This window comes from Lentzea cavernae, assembly GCF_014653695.1.
In the GTDB taxonomy this organism is placed as follows: Bacteria; Actinomycetota; Actinomycetes; order Mycobacteriales; family Pseudonocardiaceae; genus Lentzea; species Lentzea cavernae.
Genome location: NZ_BNAR01000003.1, coordinates 316960 through 340564 on the forward strand (window position 1 = coordinate 316960; position 23605 = coordinate 340564).

Annotated in this window: 21 protein-coding genes; 14 read left to right on the forward strand and 7 right to left on the reverse strand. The window is 69.9% G+C overall.

Annotated elements, in window-relative coordinates:
- Positions 1 to 19 precede the first annotated feature (19 nt).
- The gene (locus IE307_RS11615) at positions 20 to 1819 is read left to right on the forward strand and encodes a glycoside hydrolase family 15 protein (protein WP_191297914.1); all 1800 of its coding nucleotides are present in this window, start codon (positions 20 to 22) and stop codon (positions 1817 to 1819) included.
- On the opposite strand, the gene IE307_RS11620 is transcribed toward IE307_RS11615, so the two are convergent.
- The gene (locus tag IE307_RS11620) at positions 1816 to 4455 is read right to left on the reverse strand and encodes a glycosyl hydrolase 2 galactose-binding domain-containing protein (protein WP_191297915.1); all 2640 of its coding nucleotides are present in this window, start codon (positions 4453 to 4455) and stop codon (positions 1816 to 1818) included. The two genes, IE307_RS11615 and IE307_RS11620, sit on opposite strands and share 4 nt — an antisense overlap.
- 150 nt (positions 4456 to 4605) lie before the next feature.
- Here IE307_RS11620 and IE307_RS11625 point away from each other — a divergent pair, with 150 nt between their 5' ends.
- The 5 genes from IE307_RS11625 (at position 4606) to IE307_RS11645 (ending at position 9505) form a co-directional block, all read left to right on the forward strand.
- Positions 4606 to 5199 (forward strand): DUF3558 domain-containing protein, encoded by a 594-nt coding sequence (locus tag IE307_RS11625; protein ID WP_191297916.1) that lies wholly within the window; start codon positions 4606 to 4608, stop codon positions 5197 to 5199.
- Positions 5200 to 5319: 120 nt separating this feature from the next.
- On the forward strand, positions 5320 to 5691 hold the full coding sequence (locus IE307_RS11630) for a transcriptional regulator (protein WP_191297917.1): 372 nt from the start codon (positions 5320 to 5322) through the stop codon (positions 5689 to 5691).
- A 15-nt stretch (positions 5692 to 5706) separates the two neighbouring features.
- Positions 5707 to 7002 carry a PPE domain-containing protein gene (locus tag IE307_RS47265; protein ID WP_191297918.1) on the forward strand — a complete coding sequence of 432 codons (1296 nt, stop codon included), beginning with the start codon at positions 5707 to 5709 and terminating at the stop codon, positions 7000 to 7002.
- Complete coding sequence (locus IE307_RS11640; RefSeq protein WP_191297919.1) at positions 6999 to 7817, forward strand: ESX secretion-associated protein EspG; 819 nt, start codon at positions 6999 to 7001, stop codon at positions 7815 to 7817. Before IE307_RS47265 ends, IE307_RS11640 begins: the two co-directional genes overlap by 4 nt.
- 44 nt (positions 7818 to 7861) lie before the next feature.
- The gene (locus IE307_RS11645) at positions 7862 to 9505 is read left to right on the forward strand and encodes a glycosyl hydrolase family 28-related protein (RefSeq protein ID WP_191297920.1); all 1644 of its coding nucleotides are present in this window, start codon (positions 7862 to 7864) and stop codon (positions 9503 to 9505) included.
- On the opposite strand, the gene IE307_RS11650 is transcribed toward IE307_RS11645, so the two are convergent.
- Entirely contained in the window at positions 9500 to 11188 is a 1689-nt protein-coding gene (locus IE307_RS11650; protein ID WP_191297921.1) for a hypothetical protein, read from the reverse strand. The two genes, IE307_RS11645 and IE307_RS11650, sit on opposite strands and share 6 nt — an antisense overlap.
- The gene (locus IE307_RS11655) at positions 11185 to 12717 is read right to left on the reverse strand and encodes a type VII secretion protein EccC (RefSeq protein WP_191297922.1); all 1533 of its coding nucleotides are present in this window, start codon (positions 12715 to 12717) and stop codon (positions 11185 to 11187) included. Before IE307_RS11655 ends, IE307_RS11650 begins: the two co-directional genes overlap by 4 nt.
- Before the next feature lie 59 nt (positions 12718 to 12776).
- Here IE307_RS11655 and IE307_RS11660 point away from each other — a divergent pair, with 59 nt between their 5' ends.
- A complete protein-coding gene (locus tag IE307_RS11660; protein WP_229904628.1) occupies positions 12777 to 13154 on the forward strand; it encodes a sterol carrier family protein in 378 nt (125 codons plus the stop codon).
- Here IE307_RS11660 and IE307_RS11665 read toward each other — a convergent pair.
- Positions 13151 to 15112 carry an alpha/beta hydrolase gene (locus tag IE307_RS11665; protein WP_191297923.1) on the reverse strand — a complete coding sequence of 654 codons (1962 nt, stop codon included), beginning with the start codon at positions 15110 to 15112 and terminating at the stop codon, positions 13151 to 13153. The genes IE307_RS11660 and IE307_RS11665 overlap by 4 nt on opposite strands.
- The gene (locus IE307_RS11670; RefSeq protein ID WP_191297924.1) at positions 15109 to 15432 is read right to left on the reverse strand and encodes a DUF2563 family protein; all 324 of its coding nucleotides are present in this window, start codon (positions 15430 to 15432) and stop codon (positions 15109 to 15111) included. Before IE307_RS11670 ends, IE307_RS11665 begins: the two co-directional genes overlap by 4 nt.
- A 94-nt stretch (positions 15433 to 15526) precedes the next feature.
- On the opposite strand from IE307_RS11670, the gene IE307_RS11675 reads away from it, so the two are divergent.
- The 7 genes from IE307_RS11675 (at position 15527) to arfB (ending at position 21286) form a co-directional block, all read left to right on the forward strand.
- On the forward strand, positions 15527 to 16273 hold the full coding sequence (locus IE307_RS11675) for a maleylpyruvate isomerase N-terminal domain-containing protein (RefSeq protein ID WP_229904629.1): 747 nt from the start codon (positions 15527 to 15529) through the stop codon (positions 16271 to 16273).
- Positions 16273 to 16593, forward strand: a complete 321-nt coding sequence (locus IE307_RS11680) for a hypothetical protein (protein WP_191297925.1) — start codon at positions 16273 to 16275, stop codon at positions 16591 to 16593. The genes IE307_RS11675 and IE307_RS11680 overlap by 1 nt, the downstream gene beginning before the upstream one ends.
- Positions 16593 to 16904 carry a hypothetical protein gene (locus IE307_RS11685; RefSeq protein ID WP_191297926.1) on the forward strand — a complete coding sequence of 104 codons (312 nt, stop codon included), beginning with the start codon at positions 16593 to 16595 and terminating at the stop codon, positions 16902 to 16904. The genes IE307_RS11680 and IE307_RS11685 overlap by 1 nt, the downstream gene beginning before the upstream one ends.
- A 172-nt stretch (positions 16905 to 17076) precedes the next feature.
- The gene (purF, locus tag IE307_RS11690; protein ID WP_191297927.1) at positions 17077 to 18603 is read left to right on the forward strand and encodes an amidophosphoribosyltransferase; all 1527 of its coding nucleotides are present in this window, start codon (positions 17077 to 17079) and stop codon (positions 18601 to 18603) included.
- A gap of 30 nt (positions 18604 to 18633) precedes the next feature.
- Complete coding sequence (gene purM / locus IE307_RS11695) at positions 18634 to 19695, forward strand: phosphoribosylformylglycinamidine cyclo-ligase (protein ID WP_191297928.1); 1062 nt, start codon at positions 18634 to 18636, stop codon at positions 19693 to 19695.
- Positions 19696 to 19747: 52 nt separating this feature from the next.
- Entirely contained in the window at positions 19748 to 20848 is a 1101-nt protein-coding gene (locus IE307_RS47420) for a SigE family RNA polymerase sigma factor (protein WP_191297929.1), read from the forward strand.
- Between the two features lie 9 nt (positions 20849 to 20857).
- Positions 20858 to 21286, forward strand: coding sequence for an alternative ribosome rescue aminoacyl-tRNA hydrolase ArfB (gene arfB / locus IE307_RS11705; protein WP_191297930.1), 429 nt, complete (start codon positions 20858 to 20860; stop codon positions 21284 to 21286).
- Here the strand turns inward: arfB and IE307_RS11710 are convergent.
- The gene (locus tag IE307_RS11710) at positions 21269 to 21940 is read right to left on the reverse strand and encodes a response regulator (protein WP_191297931.1); all 672 of its coding nucleotides are present in this window, start codon (positions 21938 to 21940) and stop codon (positions 21269 to 21271) included. The genes arfB and IE307_RS11710 overlap by 18 nt on opposite strands.
- Positions 21937 to 23475: a sensor histidine kinase gene (locus tag IE307_RS11715; RefSeq protein ID WP_191297932.1), complete on the reverse strand. Its 1539-nt coding sequence runs from the start codon at positions 23473 to 23475 to the stop codon at positions 21937 to 21939. The genes IE307_RS11710 and IE307_RS11715 overlap by 4 nt, the downstream gene beginning before the upstream one ends.
- Between the last annotated feature and the right edge of the window lie 130 nt (positions 23476 to 23605).

Genomic DNA, 23605 nt, shown 5'->3' on the forward strand with positions numbered 1-23605 from the left:
GTCGGGGAACTCGGGTGCCATGAAGCCACTGGCGCTCGTCGTGCTCCTGCTGGTCATGTCGGCCCCGATCGCCCGCGCCGCCACCGAGGTGGTGCCGCTGCCCGCCGACAAGCAGGGGTTCGGCACGGCGAGATCCGCGGCGAGCCCCGTCTGGTTCACCCTCGGCCACCAGGGCCTTTCCGAGATCTTCCACCCCGACCTGAGCACGCCCGCCACCCGTGAGACCCGGTTGCTGGTCAACGGGAAGCCCGGCCGGGCGCACACCGAACCGGCCGACGACCGGTCGCTGACCTTCCGGCAGCACGTGCGCGGTGACGGGTGGCAGGCCGAGATCACCTACGTCACCGATCCGCAGCGCGCGGCCGTGCTCGCGGACGTGGACTTCAAGGCGCAGCGCCCGGTCCGGTTGTCGGTCGACCACGTGCGGATGAAGGGGTCGAGCGAGGTCAGGAGCACGCTGCCGACCGAACCGGTGCGACGCGCGCGTGGCACGTTCGCGGTCGGCTTCGGCGAGGGAGTCGCGCAGGCCGCGCTGGACCGGGGCTTCCGTGCCACCGCACGGGAGTACGTGCAGGGCTGGCACACGTACCTGGACGGCCTGCGCAGGCCGAAGTCCGCGGACCGGCGGCTCTACGACATGTCCGTGATGGTGCTGGCGGCGACCGAGGACAAGGCCAACCCCGGTGCCTCGATCGCGTCGCCGAGCTTCCCCTGGGCCTTCGGGTTCGACCGCGAACTGGCGCCGGAGCTCGGCCCGTACGCCCTGGTCTGGCCGCGCGACCTCTACCACGTGTCCACGGCCATGATCGCCGCCGGAGACGTCGGCTTCGCCCAGCGGTCGCTGGACTTCATGCTCAGCAAGCAACAACAGCCCGACGGCCACCTGCCGCAGAACACGCGGGTGGACGGCACCCCGGTGTGGCTCAAGGTCCAGCTCGACCAGGTCGCGGCCCCTCTCCTGCTGGCCTGGCACCTGGGCCGGCAGAACCAGTCCACTGTGGACTCGCTGCGCCGTTCCGCCGACTACCTGCTGAGCTACCCGAACGCGCCGTTCAGCGAGCAGGAGCGGTGGGAGAACCAGGACGGCTACTCGCCTGCCACGATCGCCTCGGTGATCGCCGGGCTGGTCTGCTTCGCGGACCTGTTGCAGCGCAACGGGGAGAACGCCGACAAGTACCTCCAAGCCGCCGACGAGTGGCAGCGGAAGGTGGAGGGCTGGACCGCGACGACGACCGGCCCGTACGAGCCCAAGCCGTACTACCTGCGGCTCACCAAGGACGGGCAGCCCGACGCGGCTACGAAGTACAACCTGGGTGACAACAACCCGGATGACATCGACCAGCGCGCGGTCGTGGACCCGAGCTTCCTGGAGCTGGTCAGGCTCGGCGTGAAGCGCGCCGACGATCCCGTCATCCGCAACACCGTGCAGGTCGTGGACCAGCAGCTGAAGGAGCAGGGCTACTGGCACCGGTTCACGCAGGACGGCTTCGGTGAGACCGCGGACGGCAGGCCGTGGGGCATCAACTGGCCGACGCCGACCCGCACGTACGGCAGGCTCTGGCCGTTGCTGAGCGGCGAACGCGGTGAGTACGAGCTGCTCGCCGGTGACAAGGCCAGTGCGGCCAAGCGCCTGAAGGAGATCGCCGCCGCCGCGAACAGCGGCCGGATGCTGCCCGAACAGGTGTGGAATGGCCGGGGAACGGGCTCGGCCACCCCACTCGCCTGGACGCACGCCCAGTACGTGCGGCTGGCGTGGTCGCTCGACGCGGGCCGTCCCGTGGAACGGCCCGACGTCGTCACGAACCGGTACGGCAGCTAGCGCTTCGACACGTTGTGCCCGGAGAGTTGCACGACCGGTGCCGCTCCGCCCAGGTCGGACGTCCGGTACTCGGCCCGGATCGTCTGCGACTCACCGGGGAACAGCGTGATGTAGTTGTCGCTCCAGTCCACCGGCAGCACCTCGGCACCGCCCTGGCCCTTGCGCAGCGACGCCCGCATGAAGAACGCCACGGAGGTACCGGTGTTCCTGACGGTGACCTGAGTGGCCTGCCTGCCGTCGGCGCCCGGCGTCGTCGTGGACGTCACCGACACCTGGCCCGCCTTCAGCGAGCTCAACGACTTCAGGTCCGTGTACTGGGCCTGCGGCGTGTACCACCAGTCGCCGGCGTTGTAGTTCAGCGTGTCCGCCTTGGTGGACAGCCAGTAGACGTTGCGGTCGACCTCCTTGCCGCTCGCGTCCTTGAGCAGCAGCCGCACGAAGTACGCGGGCGACAGGCCCGACGGCTGCGGCAGGTTCCCGACCCGCACGGAGCCGTTGGCCTTGGCCGGAACGGAACGCGTCTCGTTCGCCTTCTGCGTGCCGTCGGAGTTGAAGACCGTCACCTGCAACTGCAAGCCCTGCTTCGCCTCCAGGCCCATGTTGACCACGGCGAGCGACTTGTCGTCGTAGGAGTACTGGGCGTGCAACGCCTTGTTGGCCGTCTTGGCGCCGAAGTACGACCCCGCGGTCGCGAGGTTGTAGTTGTAGAGGTGCCAGAAGAGCTTGGGCCACGGGTCGTTCTGCATCCAGTAGATGACGCCCTGCGCCTGGTTCGCGCCGGTGTCGGAGAAGTCGCGGCCGAACGCCTCGAACTGCGCGCGGTTCGTCTCGTACTGCTGGAGCTGCGCTTTGCGGACGAAGTCGTCGACGTTCGACGGCTTGCCGTAGCGGTTGTCGAGGGCGGTGCCCCAGAAGCCGATCTTGCTGAAGTTGCCGGACGGCGACAGGTGGTACTGCTGCGCGTTGTAGTCCGTCAACTTGTTGATCTCGGCCTGGCTCAGGAACTTCTTGAGCTCGTCCATCTCCGGGATCGCGAGGCCGGGGCCGATCTCGGAGGCGAAGCCGGCAGACCCGCCCTTCTGGTTGTCGTACCAATAGACCGGCGGCTCCCACCAGTACGGGCCGTCCATCTTCATGCCCGAGTCACCGAGCTGCGGGGAGCTGCGGCGGGCGGCCGCGTTGATGATCGGCGTCTGCCAGTCGGCGCGCTTCAGGGCGTCCAGGTAGATCTTCTCGACGTCGGCCACCGGGGCCTCGTCCGAGCCGATCAGGAACGTGAACACGCTGGGGTGGTTGCGGATCCGCTTGGCCTCGCCCTCGGCGGACGCCCCGGCGACCCTCTTGTCCTCCGCCGTGAACCCGCCGGTGTTCTGCCACTTCGAGCAGCACTCCCAGCCGGTCATGAGCAGGATGCCCATGCGGTCGGCAAGGTCGTAGATCTCGTCGTTCTCGGGCTTGCCCTCGAGGCGGATCGTGTTGAGGCCCATGGACTTGGTCAGCATCATCTCGTCGGCGATCTTCCGCGCGTCGGTGCGCAGGAAGAGGTCCGAGGCCCAGCCGCCGCCGCGGATCAGGATCGGCTTGCCGTTGATCTGGTACTGGACGTTGCCGCTGATCATCTTCGAGGTGACCTCGCGGATGCCGAACGTCGTCTTCTGCTCGTCCGACCTCGCACCTGAGACGGTCGCCGCGGCCGTCGCGTCGTACAGCGGCTGCGCGCCCATCTGGTACGGCCACCAGACCTGCGGGTTGGTGACGTTGAGCGTGAACGTGACGGTCTTGGTCTCGTTCGCCGCCAGACTCACGTTCTGGCTGTAGTTCTGGCCCGCGGCGCTGCCGGCGACGGTCGTGGTGACCGCGTTGCCGGTGTTGTTGCGCGCGTCGACCTTGACGGTGGCCGTGGCGCTGTTGAGGTTCGGCAGCGGCAGGTCGGACAGGACGTGCAGGCCGCGCAACGAGACCGCGCCGCTCTGCGCGAGGTCGACGTCGCGGAACAGGCCCTGGTTGCGGTCGGGCGGCAGCTGGGCCCAGTCGATGAAGTGGATCACCAGGTCCTTGGCGGGGTCGGACGGCGACGCCTTGATCGCGAGCGCGTTGTCGCCCTTGCGCAGCAAGCCGGTGACGTTGAACTCGAACGTCGGGTACGCGCCGATGACGGTGTCCGTGCTGGCGACCTTCGTGCCGTTGAGCCACACCTCGCCGCGGGAGATCACGCCGCCGTTGAGCTTGAGGAACGTGTTGACGCCCGGCTGCGGGTCGGCCTGGAAGACCTTGCGGTACCACCACGGCACCTTGAAGTCGTTGGCGTCGGCCCTCTTCAGGTTCTCCGAGTAGTTGACGTCGCCGTACTTGCCGTTGGCGATCAGCCCGGCCATCACGGTGGACCGCGCGGGGACGGTGAGCCAGCCGGCGTCCGAGTAGCCGGGGCCGGAGATCACCGTGCCGGACTGCGTGGCCGTGGCGCTGGTCTGCATGCGCCAGTCCGGGATGGTGGAGGTCTGTCCCGGGGCGGCGGCCACCTCCAGCGCCGCTCCGGTGCCGGGCACGGGGCCCGCGTTGGCTGAGGTGCCTGGCACCAGCAGGGCCAGACCCACCGCCGCCACGACCAGTGTCGGCAGTGGTCGGTTGCGCAGCATGTCGCTCCTCGACGCATCGGGGCGGCGGCGCTTCGGGGTATCGTAAAGAAGGTTTCCTTTTACTGTGGTCACCGGCAATGCGCCTTACGGGTGACGCGGGACACGGCGTTCCCCACCCTGCGTGTCCGGTGATCCGATAGCTTGGCCGTCATGCGTCGACTTGCCGTCCCGTTCCTGCTGGCAGCGGTCCTGACCGGGTGTTCTTCGACAGAGCCCGGCACACCCTCCGCGGGCAACCAGACGGGCTCCGCGCCGGCGACCGGGTCTTCGACCGGTACGGCTCCGGTGAACAGGCCCAAGGCCGTCGACCTCAAGACCCTCGACCCGTGTTCGCTGATCACGCCCGAACAGAAGACCGCTTTGGGTTTGAGCAGGGTGGAACCGGGTACTCCCGAGGCCGATTACGGGGAGGGGAGCAAGCGGTGCAACCAGAGTTATGCGGACCGCAAATACCTCGGCACCATCGACACGCTGGTCAACGGCGGTGTGGACAGGCTGAAGAGGACGACGGGTGAGTCCAAGCTCACCTCCCTGCAGGTAGCGGGATATCCGGCCTACATCACGCAGCGGGAGTCGCCGGGTTCCGTCGGCGTCTGCGAGATCTACATCGACGCCCACGACGGCCAGTTGTTGCTGGTGGACGCCTATGGGGGGCTCGGTGACGAGAGCGCGACCCTGGACGGCGCCTGTGAGCGGGCCAAGGCGGCCGCGGCGGCCGCCGGCGCCGTGCTGGCGACCAAATGACAGTTGAGTAGAAGTACTCCGCTTTTACCGGAACCGGTCATCGCCGTCATGCATCAGAGTTAAAGTCGTCCCAAAAGCACACGCGGTCCGTTCCTGGGCCGTCACTGAGGAGGGTGTGCCGTGTTTCTCGCGGATGGTGGAGGTGGCGCTTCGTCGCCCCCCGAGTTCGGTCAGCGCAAGCTGAAGGTGGACCCGTCGGCCATTCCCCAGGCGAGGAAGGCTTTCGAGCAGGCGCTCTCGGAGTTCGAGGAGAGGATCGAGCGATCGGTCAAGAGCCTCCCCACGAAGCCGTGGGCCGAGGACCCGATCTCCAGTGAGACCTCGAAGGCGTTCAACGAGCAGACCTCCGACAAGGCCCTCGCCGCGCTGACCTTCTACAAGAAGCAGCTCGTCGGTGTGATCGACCAGCTCAAGATGATCGAGGAGCAGTACCGCCAGGTCGAGGGCGACAACGCGGCCATGTGGGGCAAGCACCTGCGGAACCAGGACTGAGAGGGGGACTGACCGATGACTGACCACCGCTTCCAGGGGTACGGACACCCCGAGCTGTACAAGATGATCAACTCCGGTCCCGGCGTCTCCGCCTCCATCCCGGTGGAGCAGGGCTGGAAGACCATCGCCGCGACGCTCGCGCAGATCGACGCCGACCTGCACGCCGGTCTGACCAAGATGGGCGCGGACTGGGAGTCCGACGCCGCCGACGCCGCCCAGGGCGCGCTGTCGCCGCTGGCCGAGTGGGCCGGTTTCGCCGAGACCGGCGCGACGACCATGGAGAGCTCCGCGCGCCTGCAGGGCGAGTACATCGCCGACGCGCGCAAGAAGATGCCCGAGGTCGTCCCGATCACCACCGAGAAGCCCGGCTTCCTCGACATCGCCGCGGGCGCGCTGACCGGTCCGGTCGGCATGGCGCACGTCATCGGCCAGCAGCAGGACCACGAACGCCAGGAAGCCGCCGCGGACAACGCCGCCGCCAAGGCCGTTCAGGTCATGGAGGACTACCAGTCGGACAGCCGCTGGAACTCCTCCACGCTCGGCGACTTCCCGACGCCGCCGCAGGTCGTGATCGACACGCCGCCTCCCGGCGACACGGGCACCGGCAGCACGCGGGTCGGGTACTCCTCGACCGGCACGCCCGGCCCGTCCGGCAACGGCACGACCACGCCGTCGTGGAGCACGCCGGTGTCGACGGCTCCGCAGCAGCAGGTCTCGACCGGCTGGACGCCGCCGCCCACGGACACCACGCACACGTCGTGGACGCAGCCCCCGACGACGACGCCGCCTCCCACCACCACCCCGCCTCCCACGACGCTGCCGAACCCCGGCCAGACCCACAACCCGACGCCGACCCCTCCCGGTGGTCCGGTGTTCACCCGGCCCGGCACGCTCGGCACCGGTGGTCCCGGCGGTTCCGGCACCGGTGGCCCTGGCGGCGGTCGCGGTGGTTCGGCCGGCGGTGTTGGCGGTGCCGGCGGCGGCAAGGCCTTCGGGTCGATGTCCGGCTCGCTCGGCGCGTCCGGCCAGCAGGGCGCGATGAAGCCCGGTGGCATGCCCGGCGGTCTGTCCGGTGCCATGGGCTCCGGCCCTGACGCGATGCGCGGCGGAGCCATGGGCTCCGGTGCGGGCGCGGGCAAGGCCGGTGCGGCCGGTGCCGGCGGCATGGGCGGCGGTGGCGCCCACGGCCAGAAGGGCGAGGGCGAGGACGACATCGAGCACAAGGCGGCCGACTACCTGGTCGAGACCGACGACGTGTTCGGCGACGAGCGCATGGTCGCTCCGCCGGTCATCGGCGGCGCGTCAGAGTGAGCCTGTTCGGCGCTCCGGCGGAGAGGGAGCCGATCACTCTCTCCGCCGAGGAGTTCGACGTGCTGTGGGAACGGATGGACGTCGGCCCCATGCCGCTCGTGCTGAAGGTTCCCACCCCCGGCAAGACGCGGGACGAGCGGATCGCGCTCGAGAACCGCGTCTACCAGCAGTTGGACCACCGGCGCCTGGGCAACTCGCGCGGGCTCTCGTCCCAGTTGGACGGGCTCCTGCGCATGTTCGTGAAGCCCGAGCGGGAGGCGGACGGCCGCCTCTGGCTCGGCCACAGCCTGCGCGTCCTCGCTGTCGCGAACGGCGACTGGGGTGCGCTGGCGACGTTGCGCGACGACCAGCTGACGTTCCAGCCGTGGGCGGGCTCCGGGCTCGCCTCGGCCGTCCTGTCGGTGCTGCCCGCGCACCCCGCGGGCACGGGTCTCTCCGTGACGCTGCCGAGCGAGGACGTCGAGAAGGCGATCGGGCAGACCGACGGCTCGCCGAAGTCGATGGAGGCCGCGTTCCGGAACGTCGGCCTCCGCGAGGACGACGCGAAGGCGCTCGTGAAGATGTTCACCGGGCTCCTGCACACCGGGAACTTCGGCGCCGCGGCCCGCGACAAGTACGGCAAGCGCTGGCGCCCCGAGCGCGTGGTCGCGTTCTTCGACACCGAAGAGGGCCGCTACCTGCAGCAACGCAAGTCGTCGAACGGTCAGCCGCCGTGGAGCACGTTCACGCCGACCGACGCGCGCCGGATGATGCACCAGGTCGACGAGCTGATCGCCGAGGCAACGCGTTCCGCAGGAGCCTCAGGTCTGGTTTGATCTGATCACCGCCGCCGTGGCCAAGACCCCTTGGAGACGGCGAAATGAGCATCGACAGAAGGCTGTTCCTGCTGGCTACAGGGGCTGCACTGGTCGGGACGTCGACGATGACGGGGACTGCCACCGCGCAGTCCTCCGCGTCGCTGTGGCAGGAGTTCGCTGCCAACCCGTACAACCACCCGCAGATCCCCAACATCGCCTACGCCGGCTACCGCACCGGTGAGAAGCCCGCCCGTCGGCCCGTTCTCGCGAACGTCCTGTTCTTCGGCGCGCGCCGCGACGGCTCGGCCGACGCCTCCGCCGCGATCAACAAGGCGATCGAGTTCGTCGGCAGGCTGGGCGGCGGCACCGTGTACGTGCCACCGGGCCGCTACCGCATCGACGACGTCGTCCGCATCGGCTACGACAACGTGGTGCTGCGCGGCGCGGGCAGCTCGAAGACGACCTTCTACGCGTCCCGGTCGCTGGAGGAGATCGTCGGCATCAACCGCAGCCGGTACGGCTCGGAGAACTCGGCGTGGAGCTGGTCCGGCGGCCTGGTCTGGGTCTGCCACCGCGATCGCTACCAGCCGCTGGTCGACGCGATCAAGGCGAAGAAGTGGCCCTTCGAGGGCTGGACGGGCAACGAGCTGGAGCAGGGGTCGACGCTGACGGCCGTGACCGGTTCTGCCGCACGGGGTTCGTTCGTGGTGACCGTCGAGAACGGACGGTCGCTGCGCGCCGGTCAGCGCGTGCTGCTGCGGCTGGACGACTCGGACTACTCGCTGCCCAAGCACATGTGCGGCGACGTTCCCGGGACCACGACCTATCGCTGGGACGACAAGGACAAGCTCCTGTCGTACTTCCCGTTCCTGTGGCCGGTGCGCGTGGAGTGGGTGCGCGGCAACAGGGTCAAGCTCGCGCAGCCGTTGCCGCTGGAGATCCGCCCGGAGTGGAAGGCCCGCCTGACCACGATGGCCCCCGTGATCACCGGTGCCGGCGTCGAGGGCATCAAGATCGAGATGTTCAAGGTGCCGACCCCCAAACACCTGCTGGACAAGGGGTACAACGGTCTCGCGTTCCAGTGCGCGTGGGACTGCTGGGCCGACGACGTGCACGTCCAGGACGTCGACAACGGCTTCCTCCTGGTGTCCTCCAAGGGGATCTCGCTGCTCAACACCCGCGTCTCCGGCCGCGGCCACCACCACGCGTACGCCGTGCGCGAGCAGTCCCACGACAACCTGACCGACGGGTTCGTGATCGAGGCGCCGTCCGAACCCTCGCAGGCGGGCGCGGGCAACCACGGTCTGAACGTGGAAGGCCTGTCCTGCGGCAACGTCTGGACCCGCGGCCGCATGGACCACGACGTCTTCGACACCCACCGCGGCCTGCCGTTCGCCAACGTCCGCACCGAGATCACCATCAACAACGTCGGCGCCCACGGCGGCAGCGCGAACGCGGGTCCGCTGTACGGCGCCCGTTTCGCGCACTGGAACGTCACCGTCACCAACCAGCGGGCGGGCAACGTCCGCATCGACCAGGTAGCGCCGTGCAGTGCGACCGTGGCGATCTCCGAGGTCCGCGACTTCGGCCAGGTCGACAAGCCGGACTTCACCGGCGAGCTGAACTCCCGCCTGGAGCTCTACGGCACGACGTCCGTGGTGCCGCGCAACCTCTACGACGCGCAACGAAAGTTGCGCCGCTCATGATCCGGCCATCCTGATCGGCAACGACCACACCACGTCGTTGAGGTCGGTGGGGAGCACGAACCTCTCCACCGACCGCCCGATCCTCCGCGCCCAGCCCTGCTCGGTGAACTCCAGCCGGTACGACCCGTGCTCGCCCGGTGTCGTGTCCGACAGCAGCAGGTGCTGGCCGTAGGTGCGCCCGGCCGTGGCCAGTGTCTGCAGGACCTCCCGGAACTGCGGGCGTTCCTCGAGCAACGCGTGCACGCCGTCGACGCAGACCAGCAGTTCGGGCAGGACGAGTCCGGCGGCGCGGTAGTCCCAGATGTTGCGGAAGTTGTTGTGCGCCAACGTCCGGGTGCGCTGTTCGTGGTCCTCCAGCAGGTCCACGATGCCGTGCCGCACGTGCGGTGCGCCGTCGATGCCCGCGAACACCCCGTTGCCGTGGAAGTCGATGAGGACGACCTCCATCTCCTCCGGGGAATGCCGTGCCATCTGCCCGAGGACCAGCGCGCGGACGGCTTCCGCACGCCGGTCGTCCGGTGCCACGACCTCGCCGTGCGGTCCCATCCCGTCCTGCAGGTGCTTGGACTTCAGGTCCACCTCGACCGGTTGCCCGAACTCGTCCACCCCCACCGGGACCCGGTACTGCAACCGGACCGGGCGCGGCCGCCACGCGTGCCTGTTCGGCATCTCGTGCAGGGTGAAGAAGTCCGGTGCGGGTTCCTCCTCGTGCATCAACGGGGGCAACGACCTCGCCATCTCGCCGAGGTTCGCGGGCGCCGCGCAGTCGTCGACCAGCAGGTCCGCCAGGTCGCTCGGTGCGTCGAGCAGGAGCTGCATCCCGGACTTGCCGACGTCCGCCGCGATGGCCTCGAACGCCTCCCCGCCGATGTCGGAGAACCCGCTGACGCACACCAGGAGCTGCGGCAACACCTGGTCGAAGCCCCGGTGGTCGAAGACCGTCCACGTGTTGCCGACGACCTCGAGCCGCCGCTGCGACTCCTCGGCCAGCAGGTCCGCGATCTTCCGCGGATCGCGTGCCGCGTGCCGGTGACGTGCCAGCACGTGCGGGGCCTGGTCGAGCCCGTCGAACACGTCCGAGTCGTGCGCGTCGACGAAGATCGCCTGGAACAGCTTGGGCGAGTGCGTGGTCATCAGGCCCAGCACCACGCTGCGGAACGCGTCCGGCGACGTGACGCTCAGATGCGACCCCGTGCGCCACTTCCCGTCGGCGAAGTGCGTCAGCTCCACGACCACCGGCACGCCGTCCGAGTCGACGCCGGCCGGGACCTTCCACCACCGGCCCTTCCACGCGAGCGCCTTGGTGAACCGCCGCAACCCGTGCAGCGCCAGGAAGTCCAGCACCTCGACCCGCAGCGGCACCCGTTCCGGCAGCTCCTCCACCGCCCGCGCGGTGACGATCACCCGGACGTTCCACGAGGCCGCCGCGATCCACCGGACGGTGTCGGCGAGCCCGGGATCGCTGTCACTGCAGTACTTCCAGTCGTCCACCAGCAACGTGGCACCGGGCTCCGCGCCGCGTTCGAACCACGCCAGCAGGTTCTGCCGCCGCCGCTCGTCGCCGGGGTCGAAGCTCACCGCGACGCCCGCCGCCTCACCGCGTCCGATGCGGTAGACCCCCTGCAGCGACGCGATCCGCCGCGCGACGAGGCCGGGCGGTCCGATGAGCGCGAGGTGGTTCACGGCAGCGCGATCTGCGCCTGGCGGCGGTCGGGGAGCGAGAGGCCGAAGCCGGGCCGGTCCGGCACGCGGGCGGCCTGGTCCGGGTCGACCAGCGACGTGGCGGGGTCGTCCAGGCGGAACTCGACGGCGAACGCCAGGCTGTTGCGGATGAACGGCGGCACCTGGTCCCACGAGCGAGCGGTCACGACGATGTGGCGCTGCGGGTCGAGCGGCTCGCCAGGGCCGTCGAGGAGCTGGTAGCGCTCCGGATCGCCGAGCACCGCCCTCAGGGTGCGCAGCGTCGTGCTCTTGCCCGAGCCCGGCTTGCCGACGATGGCCCCGTGGCGCCGTTCCCGGGTGAAGTCGGGCACCAGGGCGTCGCGCTGGTGCTCGAAGGGCCGGTCCACCAGGCCGATGGCGCCCGGCGGCAGCATGTCCAGCCTCAGGTCCGAAGTGGACGGACGCGGCGGCAGGGTGAGCTTTTGGGTGGACTGGAAGGCGCCGGGCGGCGGCAGTGCGAGCACGTGCGCGGGCGGGCAGGTGCCGGCCAGGGCCGGTGGCAGGACCTCGGCCCACTCCTCGAGGTCGTACGGCGCGACCGCGGCCGGCCAGGCGGGGATCTGCGCCGGCGGGGGCGCCGCCTGCCCGTCGCCGGAGTAGAGCAGGTGGACGCCGAGCTCGTGACCCGCCCCGCTGAGGGACTGCAGGAGACCTCGGTAACCGGGGTGCCGTTCCACCAGCGCCTCGGGGCTGTCCACGCAGACCATGAGGGCGGGGAAGGGCTCACCCGCCTGCTTGAGCCGACGCCGGCGGTCGAGCTCACCGGCCAGGCCGTCGTGGAACTGCTGGAGCACCTCGTCGTCGTCCTCGCCCGAGAGCGCGCACGCCACGTGCGGCGCCTCCTCGAGACCGTCGAACAACCCGACGTTCTTCATGTCGAAGAGGGCGAAGTTCAAGTCCGTCGACGAGTGCGTGACCATGAGGCCCAGCAACGCGCTCAAAAGCTTCTGCTCGCGTTCCGCGGGCGGGGCCAGGCAGGCGGCGAGAGTGCTGTTGACGTCCACGTACACCGGCCAGCCGCGGGCGTCGGCGCCGATGGCCGCCTTGAGGTCGTGGCGCTGGTACTTGTTGCTCAGATCGAGTTCGATCTCGTGCAGCGCAAGGAAGTCCGTGGCCTCGCCGTGCAGGTGCCGCCGCAGCCGGTCCGGCACCTCGGACCACCTCCGCGCCGTGACGACGACCTGCACGCCCCGCGCCGGCCCGAACGCCGCGATCCACTCGACGGTCCTGTCGAGCTCGCGGTCGAGGCCGGAGCACAGCTCCCAGTCGTCCATCAGCAGCACCGCACCCGACGGCGCGCCCCGCTCGAACCAGTCCAGCAGGCTGCGGCAACCCGGCTCGTCCGCCGGGTCGAACGTGGCCGAGACGGGCAGCGGGTCCGCGCCACGCCCGATCCGGTAGACCGAGATGTTCGGCGCCGCGGCCAGAGCGGTGCTCAGCCGCTCCCTGGTCGCCTGCCCGGGACCGACGACGGCGAAGTTCCTGATCACAGCCCAGATATACCAACAGCGCCCGGAGCGCCGCTGGCCCCTTCGCTAATGTGGGGGCCGTGCCAGCCAAAGCCGTCGACCCCGCCGAGATGCGAGCAGCGGTGGCCGCCGTGCTCCCGTGGCTGCGCGGCGACGCTGACCAGCCAGAACGCCCGGTGCTCGCCGCCGCCGTCCGCCTGAGCCTGCGCACCCTCGAACAGATCGCGCCGGGCCGCAGCGTCGAGGTGCGCGTTCCGCCGTTCGCCGCGGTGCAGTGCGTCGAGGGCCCGCGCCACACCCGCGGCACGCCCCCGAACGTCGTCGAGACCGACCCCCGGACGTGGCTCGAGCTGGCCACGGGCGCCCTCGGCTGGGACACCGCCCTGGACGGCGCCCGCGTCACCGCGTCGGGAACCCGGGCCGACCTCTCGCCCCTGCTGCCGGTCGTGAAGTTCTAGAACCACGACCCGATCGTCTTGATCGCGCCACCGACACCCTCGACGGCGTCACGCCCGAGCTCCACCACGTTGCCCACGGTGTCGACCACGACGTCGCCGACGTCGCTCGCGACCTCTCCGACGGTGTTCGCCGCGTGCCCGGCCGCGTCACCCCAGCGCCCGTTCGAGATGTCGTCCACGACCTGGCCACCACCGCGCCAGACGTCCTCGCCGATGTCGGCGACCTCCTTGCCGGTGTTGACGCCCCAGTCGATGACGGGCCCGATGCCGGGCAGGTCCGAACCGGGCACCTCACGCGGCGTGGGAGCGTCCTGCCAGCGCTGCTCGGTGACGCTGCCGCCGTCACCGTTGGCGATCCTGGCGAGGTTCTGCAGCGACTCGGAGTCCTTGTCGTAGTACGACGAGTGGGCGTGCCCGATCCACGACTCACCGGACGTGCCGAACGTCTTGCCGCCGAACGAGGAGTCGTAGGGGCCGGTCGACGACCCGTCCTTGGTGAACCAGTCACCGCTGGTCGCCTGGATGACCGGGTCGTGCTCGGTGCCACCGACGTAGACGTGACCGGCACCGGCGGAGAGCTGGTCGACGTTGGACGCGCCGACGCCCGGCGAGCCGACGAACACGATGTCGTCCGCCTTCAGGCCGTTGTCCATGGCGGAGTAGCCGACGACCGTGCTGCCATAGCTGTGGCCGATCACCGTGACGTGCGCACCGGGGTTGGCGACGCGGTAGCCCTCGACGTCCTTCGCGAGGACCTGACCGCCCTCGATCGCCTGCGCGGGGTCGTTCACCTGGCCGGGCAGGAACTCCGGCGCGTCGTAGCCGAGCCACTGGATCGAGGCGCCGTCCGGGCCCATCTCCGCGCTGAGGTTCGCGGACTGGTCCAGGCCGAAGCTGCTGAGCGTGGACGTCGTGCCGGGCACGCACACCGCGACGTTCTTCGCCGTGTCCGGGTTGCCGAACGCGACTGCGATCGCACCTTCCTTGGCACCGGCGCCGTCGGGGCTCCACGCGAGGATGTACGGCTTCTTGCCGGTCTCGTTGCCCAGCCTGTCCGCCTGCTGCATCGCGCCGTACGCGTCGTCCGCGTTCTTCGCGCGCCGCGCGGCTTCGTCGTACTGCGACATCAGCTGCGAGCCCTGGGCGTCGTTGCGCAGTGCGCGCTGACCCTCGGCCGAGTCCGGGTCGACGCCGAGTTCGCGGGCACGGTCGGCGAGCTGCTGCTTGAGCCGGTCCTGCTCGGCGTGGAACCGCGCCTGGTCTTCGGGGATCCGCCTGCGGTTCGCGTCGTTCAGCACGTCGGCGGGAAGACCGCGGAGCTGGCCGAGCTCCTGGTACTTGGTGTTCTTGAGCGCGTCCTGCTGTTCCTTGGTCAGCGACTTCCACCAGTCGGCGACGGCCTTCGGGTCGGAACCCGGCGGCGGCACCGGCGGCAGGGCGCCGCCTTGCTGGACGGCCCGGCTCCAGCCCCCGTCCGTGCGCGCGGACTCCTCGAAGCCGGGCTGGATCTTGCCCAGCGCGCTCGCGTAGGACCGCAGAACGTCGTTGTAGCCGGCCCGCACCTTGTCCATGTGCTGGTTGACCTGGTTGGCGAGCTGGCGGGTCTGCTCCTCGTCCATGCCCGGCGGACGGCCGCGCCACACGCCGATCGCCTGGTCGGCGGCACCGCGCATCTGGCCGTAGGCGCGCGAGGCGGCCTGGACGATGTCGACGCCGGCGCCGAGCCGTTCGGCGGCGTTCTTGGCGGCGGTGGCGGAGAGCTGGGCACGCGCGGTGAACTTCGAGGCGGCGTCACCGGTCCAGCTGCTGGCGGCGGTCTTGCCGCCGTTCGCGACGGACTCACCGGCCCGGCCGACCGCGCTGATCGCACCGGTGATCGGGTCGGCCGCGGCGGCGATCCTGCCGGCGTCGCCGGACGCCAGCCGGCCGTACAGGCTCTCCGGGTCCACGTAGCTCACTTGCCGCCCCCGAACCCGTGCATGATCTTCTTCAACACGGCCGTGTGGTCGTCCTCCGTGCGCTGGTAGGCCTCGGCGTTCGACACGAGACCCTCTGCGGCGTCGGTGATCCAGGCGGACCCGCGCTGCAGGTCCTGGGCGTGCGTGCCGACGAACTTCGACAGCGCGCTCGCGAACTCCGCCGCGGCGTCGACCTCCCCGAACGCGCCCGCGTCGAGCTGGAGCATCGAGATCATCTCCGCTGCCTCGCGGACCGCGTCGGAGCCGTTGCCGAACTCCTTCGACGCGGTGCGCAACAGCTCTGGCTCAACGCCGAACATCGCCACCCCCTGTTGGTCCTCGATCACTGCGACGCGAATACATCATGGCCGGTTCCCCACTCACCCGAAGAGCGTTTCGGGCACGATGTCGCTCATGGTGCAGACAGGGTGGACGGCCCAGCGGTGGACCGCTGTGTTCATCGAGCAGGCCGAGTTGTTCCGCAAGGCCGTGGCGGACGCGGACCCCTCCGCTCCGGTGCCGACACGGCCGGGCTGGACCGTGCAGGACCTGGTCATCCACCTCGGGCGCTTCCTGGAGACCTCCACCGAGTACCTGCGCACCGGCAGCCGCACCGCGATGCAGCCGCCGCCCCCGCAGGCGGGACTCACCCCGCTGCAGTACCTCGACCTGCAGATCACCGCGGCCGCCGAGATCCTGTCGGCGGTGCCGGGAAACCGCGCCGTCTGGACGTTCTCGCCCGCCGCGCCTGACCTCGCGTGGGTGTGGCACCGCCGGATCGCGCACGAGACCGTGCTGCGCCGGTTCGACGCGCAGACGGTCGTCCGCCAGGTCGTGGCCACGGATCCCGACCTCTGCGCCGACGGCATCGACGAGGTGCTGACCACGATCGTCGCGGCCCAGCTCGACGGTGACGTGCCGAGTGACGTGACCGGCACCGCCGTGGTCCGGCCGACCGACGTGCCGGAGTCGTGGGTGATCTCCCTGGTGCCGGGCGAGGTGCCGGTGATCCGTGCCGCGGCACCGGGTGAGGACGGCGACGCGCAGGTGACCGGCGAGGCCGAGGTCGTCTACTTCTGGCTCTGGAACAGGATGAACTTCAAGGAGATGACCGGCGACCGGCGCGTGCTGGACGTCCTGCAGGTCGGACGGGGTCACTGATGCGCAAGCTCGCCGTGGTCCTCCTCAGCTGCCTGGCGCTGACCGCCTGCGGCTCAACCTGGCAGGCCGATGTTCGCTACAAGATCGTCGCGGTGGACGAGAGCAACTCGCCGACCGTGTACTTCAAGCTCGAACCGGTGGACGAGGCTCCCCAGGGCACGCTCGAACCCGAGCAGTTGAAGAGGCAGCTCCTGCAGACGAACCTGATCGAAGGCGGTCAGGTCGGTGACGAGGTGCTTTGCGCCGTCGAGCAGGAGAAGGGGAGCGCTTTCGGCAACTCGAACGTCGTGACGCACCTGAGGAACTGTAAAAAGGCTTGATGCGGAAGACCATCGTGGCGTTGGCCGGCCTGCTCGCGCTGGCCGGCTGCAGCTCGAACTGGCAGGGCGACGTCGGCTTCAAGGTCGTGGAGTTCTTCGACCACAAGATCGACGAGAGCGGCGCGGTCGAGAAGCGCGTCAGGCTCGAGCCCGTCGGGTCCCTGCCGGAGGACGCGGAACAGGACCACCTCAAGGGCGCGTGGGTCCTCGAGCACGACATCGCCGGCACCGTCGGCGTCGAGGACGGCGTGGTCTGCGCCGTGCGGTACGAGGCGGACGCCACGAAGATCAGCAAGTGCAAGAAGGCTTGACGCGCGAGATCATCTGCGCGGCGCGGGAGGTGTCCGAGGAGTTCGGTTACCTCAACGGTGTCCCGCTGGAGCTCGAAAAGTGCCGGAAGGCATGAGTTTCATCACCTCACCAGGGGTCTGAGGGGGGTCTACCACGTGGTGCTCCACTTACACTCGGGTTGAAGCCAGCCCCATGCGTGAGGGAGCCAATTCGGTGGTCGACGACCATTCCCAGTCCGAACAGGAACCCCGTGAGGAGTGCGGCGTCTTCGGCGTCTGGGCTCCGGGTGAAGACGTCTCGAAGATGACCTACTACGGCCTCTACGCCCTGCAGCACCGCGGGCAGGAGGCGGCCGGCATCTCGGTCGGAGACGGGACGCAGGTCGTCGTCTTCAAGGACCTCGGACTCGTCAGCCAGGTGTTCGACGAGCAGGTCCTGCAGAGCCTCAAGGGCCACGTGGCCGTCGGGCACTGCCGCTACTCCACCACCGGATCCACGACCTGGGAGAACGCGCAGCCGACGTTCCGCACGACGGCCACCGGAAGCGCGCTGAGCCTCGGCCACAACGGCAACCTGGTGAACACCGCCGAACTGCTGGAGAAGGCCAAGAGCCTCGGCATCAGCAGCCGCAACGGCGCCACGACCGACTCGGACATCCTCACCGCCCTGCTCGCCCACGCGGCGGCAGACAAGGGCATCGAGCAGGCCGCCCTGGAGCTGCTGCCGACGGTCAAGGGCGCGTACTGCCTGACCTTCTCCGACGAGTCCACGCTGTACGCGGCGCGCGACCCGCACGGCGTCCGCCCGCTGGTGCTCGGCCGGTTGGAACGAGGCTGGGTCGTGGCGAGCGAGACCGCCGCACTCGACATCGTCGGCGCGAGCTTCGTGCGCGAGGTCGAGCCCGGCGAGCTGATCGCGATCGACGAGGACGGGCTGCGGTCCACCCGGTTCGCGACCCCCGAACCCAAGGGCTGCATCTTCGAGTACGTCTACCTGGCGCGCCCGGACACGACGATCTCCGGCCGCGGCGTCCACGCGACGCGCGTCGAGATCGGCCGCCGCCTCGCCAAGGAGCACCCGGTCGAGGCCGACCTGGTGATCCCGGTGCCGGAGTCCGGCACACCGGCGGCCATCGGGTACGCCCAGGCCAGCGGCATCCCGTACGGCTCGGGCCTGGTCAAGAACGCCTACGTCGGCCGGACGTTCATCCAGCCGTCGCAGACCATCCGCCAGCTCGGCATCCGGCTGAAGCTGAACCCGTTGCGCGACGTCATCCGCGGCAAGCGCCTGGTCGTCGTGGACGACTCGATCGTGCGCGGCAACACCCAGCGCGCGCTCGTGCGCATGCTGCGCGAGGCCGGCGCGCTCGAGGTGCACGTGCGGATCGCCTCGCCGCCCGTCAAGTGGCCGTGCTTCTACGGCATCGACTTCGCCTCGCGGGCGGAACTCATCGCGAACGGCCTCGACGACGACGGCATCCGCCGCTCGGTCGGCGCCGACTCGCTCGGCTACGTGTCGCTCGAGCAGCTCATCGCCGCGACCGAACAGCCCAAGTCGCGGCTGTGCTCGGCGTGCTTCGACGGCGAGTACCCGATCGAACTGCCGCAGGACGCGCTCATCGGCAAGCACCTGCTCGAGGGCCTCAAGGGTGTGTCGGGCTCGGCCGCTCCCGTTCTGGCGAGCGGCTATGGTGCCGAAGACGCCCTGCGTCGACCTTAGGCATCCCGGATCCAAGTGGAAGAAGTTGACGTGACCGACAGCGCCAAGGCCACCTACGCCGCCGCCGGAGTCAGTATCGCCGCAGGTGACGAGGCGGTGGAGAAGCTCAAGCCGTGGGCGGCCAAGGCGCACCGGCCCGAGGTGCTCGGCGGGATCGGTGGCTTCGCGGGCCTCTTCCAGCTCAAGCTCGACCGCTGGAAGGAGCCGGTCCTCGCGTCGTCCACCGACGGCGTCGGCACCAAGATCGCGATCGCGCAGGCGCTGGACAAGCACGACACCGTCGGCATCGACCTGGTCGCCATGATCGTGGACGACCTGGTCGTGTGCGGCGCCGAGCCGTTGTTCGTGCAGGACTACATCGCGGTCGGCAAGGTCGTCCCCGACCGGATCGCCTCGCTGGTCAAGGGCATCGCCGAAGGCTGCGTCCAGGCCGGCTGCGCGCTGCTCGGCGGCGAGACCGCCGAGCACCCCGGCCTGATGGGCGACGACGACTACGACATCTCCGGCACCGGCGTCGGCGTGGTCGAGCACTCGAAGCTGCTCGGCCCCGACCGCGTCCGCGACGGCGACGTCGTGATCGCGATGGGCTCGTCCGGCCTGCACTCGAACGGCTACTCGCTCGCCAGGCACGTCCTGCTGGAGATCGCGCGCATGCCGCTCGAGGGCCACGTCGAGGAGTTCGGCCGCACCCTCGGCGAGGAGATGCTCGAGCCGACCAAGATCTACGCCAAGGACTGCCTGGCGCTGATCGCCGAGACCGAGGTCCGCGGCTTCTCGCACGTCACCGGTGGTGGCCTGGCCGCGAACCTGGCCCGCGTCCTGCCCGAGGGCCTGCACGCGAAGCTCGACCGCGGCACCTGGACCCCCGCGCCGGTCTTCCAGCTCATCGCCCAGCGCGGCCGCGTGGAGCGCGACGAGATGGAGAAGGCGTTCAACATGGGCGTCGGCATGGTCGCCGTCGTCGCGCCGGAGGACGTCGACCGCGCCCTGGCCGTGCTCACCGCACGCCACGTGCCGGCGTGGGTGCTCGGCGAGATCAGCAAGTCCGAAGAGGGCGGCGCCGCACTGGTTGGCGATCACCCGCGTTTCTGAGGCAACCTCCTGAGTCGGTCGCCGCGTACTAAGCGGCGACCGAGGAGGGGACTTGGACCGCGACCGCGAATTCGGGGAGTTCGTCGACGCACGTGCGCTCGTCATGCGCCGCACGGCCTATTTGCTGTGCGGCGACTGGCACCGCGCGGAGGACATAGTCCAGCAGTCGCTGATCAAGATGTACGTGGCCTGGTCGCGCGTGCGCAAGGACAGCATCGACGCCTACTCCCGCAAAGTGCTGGTGCGCACCGCCATCGACGAGACCCGGCGCGGGTTCTTCCAGCGCGAGCGCACCGTCGACGCCGTGCCCGAACGCGCTGTCGCGGACTCGGCCTCCGACCTGGACCTGCGCGAGGCCCTCGACGCGTTGCCGCCGGGGCAGCGCGCTGTCGTCGTGCTGCGGTACTGGGAGGACCTGAGCATCACCGAGACCGCCCGCATCCTCGGCAGGACGGAGGGCACGGTGAAGAGCCAGGCCGCCAAGGGACTCGCCGCGTTGCGCACCCTGCTGGAGGACGAGCCGGAGCTGCGGATCTACCGCTCCGAGGTCATCCGCAAGGGCAAGACCAAGCTCACCCGCAGGCGCACGGCGATCGCGACGGCCGTGGCGTTCGTGCTGCTGGCCGGGCTGGGCACCGCCGGCTACCTCGCGAGGCCGCACGAGAGCTCCAGTGACGCGACGTTCGCGGCGCTGGACCTCAACGTCGAGCTCGCCCGCGTCCTGCGCGACACGAACGTCGTCCCGGCGGGTGTCGCGGTGGACGACCTCGCGGGCCGGCGGGCGGCGAAGCACCGCTCGGGGAACGGATCTCCGTACGCCGCGGTGCGTCTGACCGATGCCCGGGGGGTGAGCGGTCTCAAGGTCGCGGTCGACCGCACCACTCCTCCTGGGGACCTCACGTGTCCTGAGCCGGCGTCGGCGCGGGACTGCTACGTCGACCCGGTGACCGGGTACCACGTCCGGACCAGTTTCCGGGAGGAGCCCGGCGGTGTCGTCAGCTGGGTCGCCGACGTCGTCCGGCCCAACGGCATCCGGATCGAGGTCAGGAGCGACAACGTCGATCCCGTGTCCGCCGCCGTGACCAGGCCGGAACCGGTCCTCGGCAGGGACGCGGTCGTAAAGATCGCGACATCACCCGGCCTGACCTTCTAACCTGGTGGCATGAACGACGTGACCGTGACGAGGACGCTGGTGCTGCCGGCGTCCGAGTTGCGCGAACGTTTTTCCAGGTCGGGTGGGCCGGGCGGGCAGGGGGTGAACACGGCGGACAGCCGTGTGGAGCTCTCGTTCGACCTGGCTGCCTCGCCGTCGGTCCCCGAGCACCTCAAGGCCCGGATGCTCGACCGGCTGGCCGGCAGGCTCGTCGACGGCGTGCTGACGATCGCCGCCTCCGAGCACCGCGCGCAGCTGCAGAACCGGGCCGCCGCCCGCGAACGCCTCGCCGCGATCCTCAGGGCCGCCGCCGCGCCACCGCCTCCGGTGCGCAGGGCGACGAAGCCCACCAGGGGGTCGCAGGAACGCCGCATCGCCTCGAAGAAGCGCCGTGCGGACACCAAGCGCGGCCGCGGCCGTTCAGGCTCCTGGGACTAACGCGTAGATCCGTTCGGGCCGGCCGGTTCCGCCGTACCGCAACCGGACCTCGGCTCGTCCCATCGACACGAAGTGCTCCAGGTACCGGCGTGCGCTCACCCGCGCGACACCGGTCGACGAGGCGCACTCCGACGCCGACAGGCCTTCCGGGTGCGAGCGCAGGGCGTTGTCCACGAGCCGTGCGGTCTCCGGCGTCAGACCCTTGGGCAGCAAGGGTTTCGAAGTCGGCCGCGCGCCGAACACCTGGTCCACGTCCGCCTGCCCGGCCGCGTGGAGCCCGTGGAACCTCTCCCGCAACGACGCGAAATGCGCGAGCTGGTCGCGCAGGGCCGAGTAGTCGAACGGCTTGATCAGGTAGTGCAGCACGCCGCCGCGCATCGCACTGCGCACGGTGTCGACGTCCGTCGCCGCCGTGATCACGATGACGTCCACGTCTTCCTTCGCGCGCAACGACTTCAGCACTTCGAGGCCGTTCATGTCCGGCAGGTAGATGTCGAGCAGCACGAGGTCCGGCTTCAACGAGGCGACCGCCTTCAACGCGTCCGCGCCGTTGTGGGCGACCCCGACGACACCGAACCCCTCGGTGCGCGCGACGTATCCACTGTGGACCTTGGCCACCATGAAGTCGTCGTCGACGACCAGCACCCGGATCACCAGGGCAGCCTTGCCGTGAAGACCGACCCGGACACGCTCACCGAACCGCCCCGCCGCAGGCACGCCCGTCTGATCAGCGCGAGCCCGATGCCGCGTTCGCCGTGTGATGCCGCCTTGGTCGTGAACCCGTGCCGGAACACCTCTTCCGCGAGCTCCGGCGCCACCCCGGGACCGGAGTCGCGCACCACGACCTGGACCTCGTCGTCCAACTGCATCACACCCACCTCGATCCACTTGCCGCTTCCGTTGCCGCTCAACGAACTCAGTGCGTCGAGCGCGTTGTCCACGAGGTTGCCGAGCACCATCACCAGATCCGCCGACAGCGCCTCGTCGACCCTGCCCAGCACGCTGTCCGGGGCCAGCCGCAGCGCCGTGCCGCGTTCGGCCGCGAGCGAGGCCTTCGCGATCAGCAGCGCGGCCACGGCGGGATCGCCGATCGACGAACCGACCTCGGTCCGCCACTGGTCCTGCGCCGAGCTGATCTGGTGAACGTAGTTGGTGACCTCGTCGTACTCCTTCAACGAGATCAGGCCGGCGATGGTGTGCAGCCGGTTCGCGAACTCGTGCGCCTGCGCCCGCAGCGTGTCCGTCGCGTGCTGCGAGGCGTCGAGTTCGTGTTGCAACGCAAGGAGTTCCGTGCGGTCTCGCAAGGTCACGACCGCGCCCTCGCCGCCGTCGATCGGCATGCGGTTCAACGTCAGCACGACGCCCTGGCGCAGCACCAGCTGGTCGACGCCGGTCGCGCGGCCCGTCAGGACGTCGCGCAGCCGGTCGTTGAGCTCCAGCTCCTCGACCGAGCGGCCGACGGCGTCCTCCGGCAGCACCAGCAGGTCGCTCGCGTGGTCGTTGACCAGCGTGATCCGGTTCTGCCCGTCGAGGCCGACGACCCCCTCGCGGATGCCGTGCAGCAACGCCTCGCGGTTCTCGACCAGCGCGGTGATCTCGTGCGGCTCCAGCCCGAGCGTCTGGTTCTTCACGCGCCGGGCCAGCAGCAACGACCCGGTCACGCCGATGATCAGCGCGATCGCCAGGTAGCGCAGCACGTCGACGGGCTGCTCGAGCGCGCCGGCGAAGATCCCCGGGTCCTCCGCACCCGCGATCACCATGCCGTTGACCCGGCGGCTCACCGGGTCGAACACCGGCACGTGCGCCTCGATCGAGTCACCGGCCGTGCCCGTCCACGACCTGCCCTCGAGCGCGGTGTCCCTCGTGTCCAGTGTGGACCCGATCTGCGACGGGTCCGGCGAGGCGATCACGAGCTGCCGGTCGTTGAGGATCAGCACGTAGGAGGCGCCGGACAGGCTGCGGGCGGTCTCGGCGGGCGCGGACAGCTCGCGCCAGTTGCCCATCCGCTCCTGGACCAGCTGGTTCGCCGCGACGGTCTCGGCGACCGACAGCATCCGGCGTTCCTCGTTGGAGCGAAAGTTGCTGCCCGTCTGGACGACGGTCAGCGCGCCCACCGCGCCCAGCAGCAGCGTGACGACTACGAGTTGCCATGCGAGGAGTTGGCTGGCCAGGGAACGGCGGCGACGCATGAGACCTCCCGTGACCAGAAAGACCGAAAGAAACCTTAGAAGCGCAAGAGCGACATCAAGGTTTACACGAGAGCAACATGTCCAACCACGCGGACGAGAGGCGGGGATCACAGTGTCGGTGAAGGTGTGG

Coding starts and splice junctions, on each gene's coding strand:
- arfB (WP_191297930.1), top strand. CDS start 20,858: ATGAACGACGTGACCGTGACGAGGACGCTGGTGCTGCCGGCGTCCGAG.
- IE307_RS11645 (WP_191297920.1), top strand. CDS start 7,862: ATGAGCATCGACAGAAGGCTGTTCCTGCTGGCTACAGGGGCTGCACTG.
- IE307_RS11715 (WP_191297932.1), bottom strand. CDS start 23,475: ATGCGTCGCCGCCGTTCCCTGGCCAGCCAACTCCTCGCATGGCAACTC.
- purF (WP_191297927.1), top strand. CDS start 17,077: ATGCGTGAGGGAGCCAATTCGGTGGTCGACGACCATTCCCAGTCCGAA.
- IE307_RS11625 (WP_191297916.1), top strand. CDS start 4,606: ATGCGTCGACTTGCCGTCCCGTTCCTGCTGGCAGCGGTCCTGACCGGG.
- IE307_RS11615 (WP_191297914.1), top strand. CDS start 20: ATGAAGCCACTGGCGCTCGTCGTGCTCCTGCTGGTCATGTCGGCCCCG.
- IE307_RS47265 (WP_191297918.1), top strand. CDS start 5,707: ATGACTGACCACCGCTTCCAGGGGTACGGACACCCCGAGCTGTACAAG.
- IE307_RS11685 (WP_191297926.1), top strand. CDS start 16,593: ATGCGGAAGACCATCGTGGCGTTGGCCGGCCTGCTCGCGCTGGCCGGC.
- IE307_RS11675 (WP_229904629.1), top strand. CDS start 15,527: ATGGTGCAGACAGGGTGGACGGCCCAGCGGTGGACCGCTGTGTTCATC.
- IE307_RS11620 (WP_191297915.1), bottom strand. CDS start 4,455: ATGCTGCGCAACCGACCACTGCCGACACTGGTCGTGGCGGCGGTGGGT.
- IE307_RS11680 (WP_191297925.1), top strand. CDS start 16,273: ATGCGCAAGCTCGCCGTGGTCCTCCTCAGCTGCCTGGCGCTGACCGCC.
- IE307_RS11670 (WP_191297924.1), bottom strand. CDS start 15,432: ATGTTCGGCGTTGAGCCAGAGCTGTTGCGCACCGCGTCGAAGGAGTTC.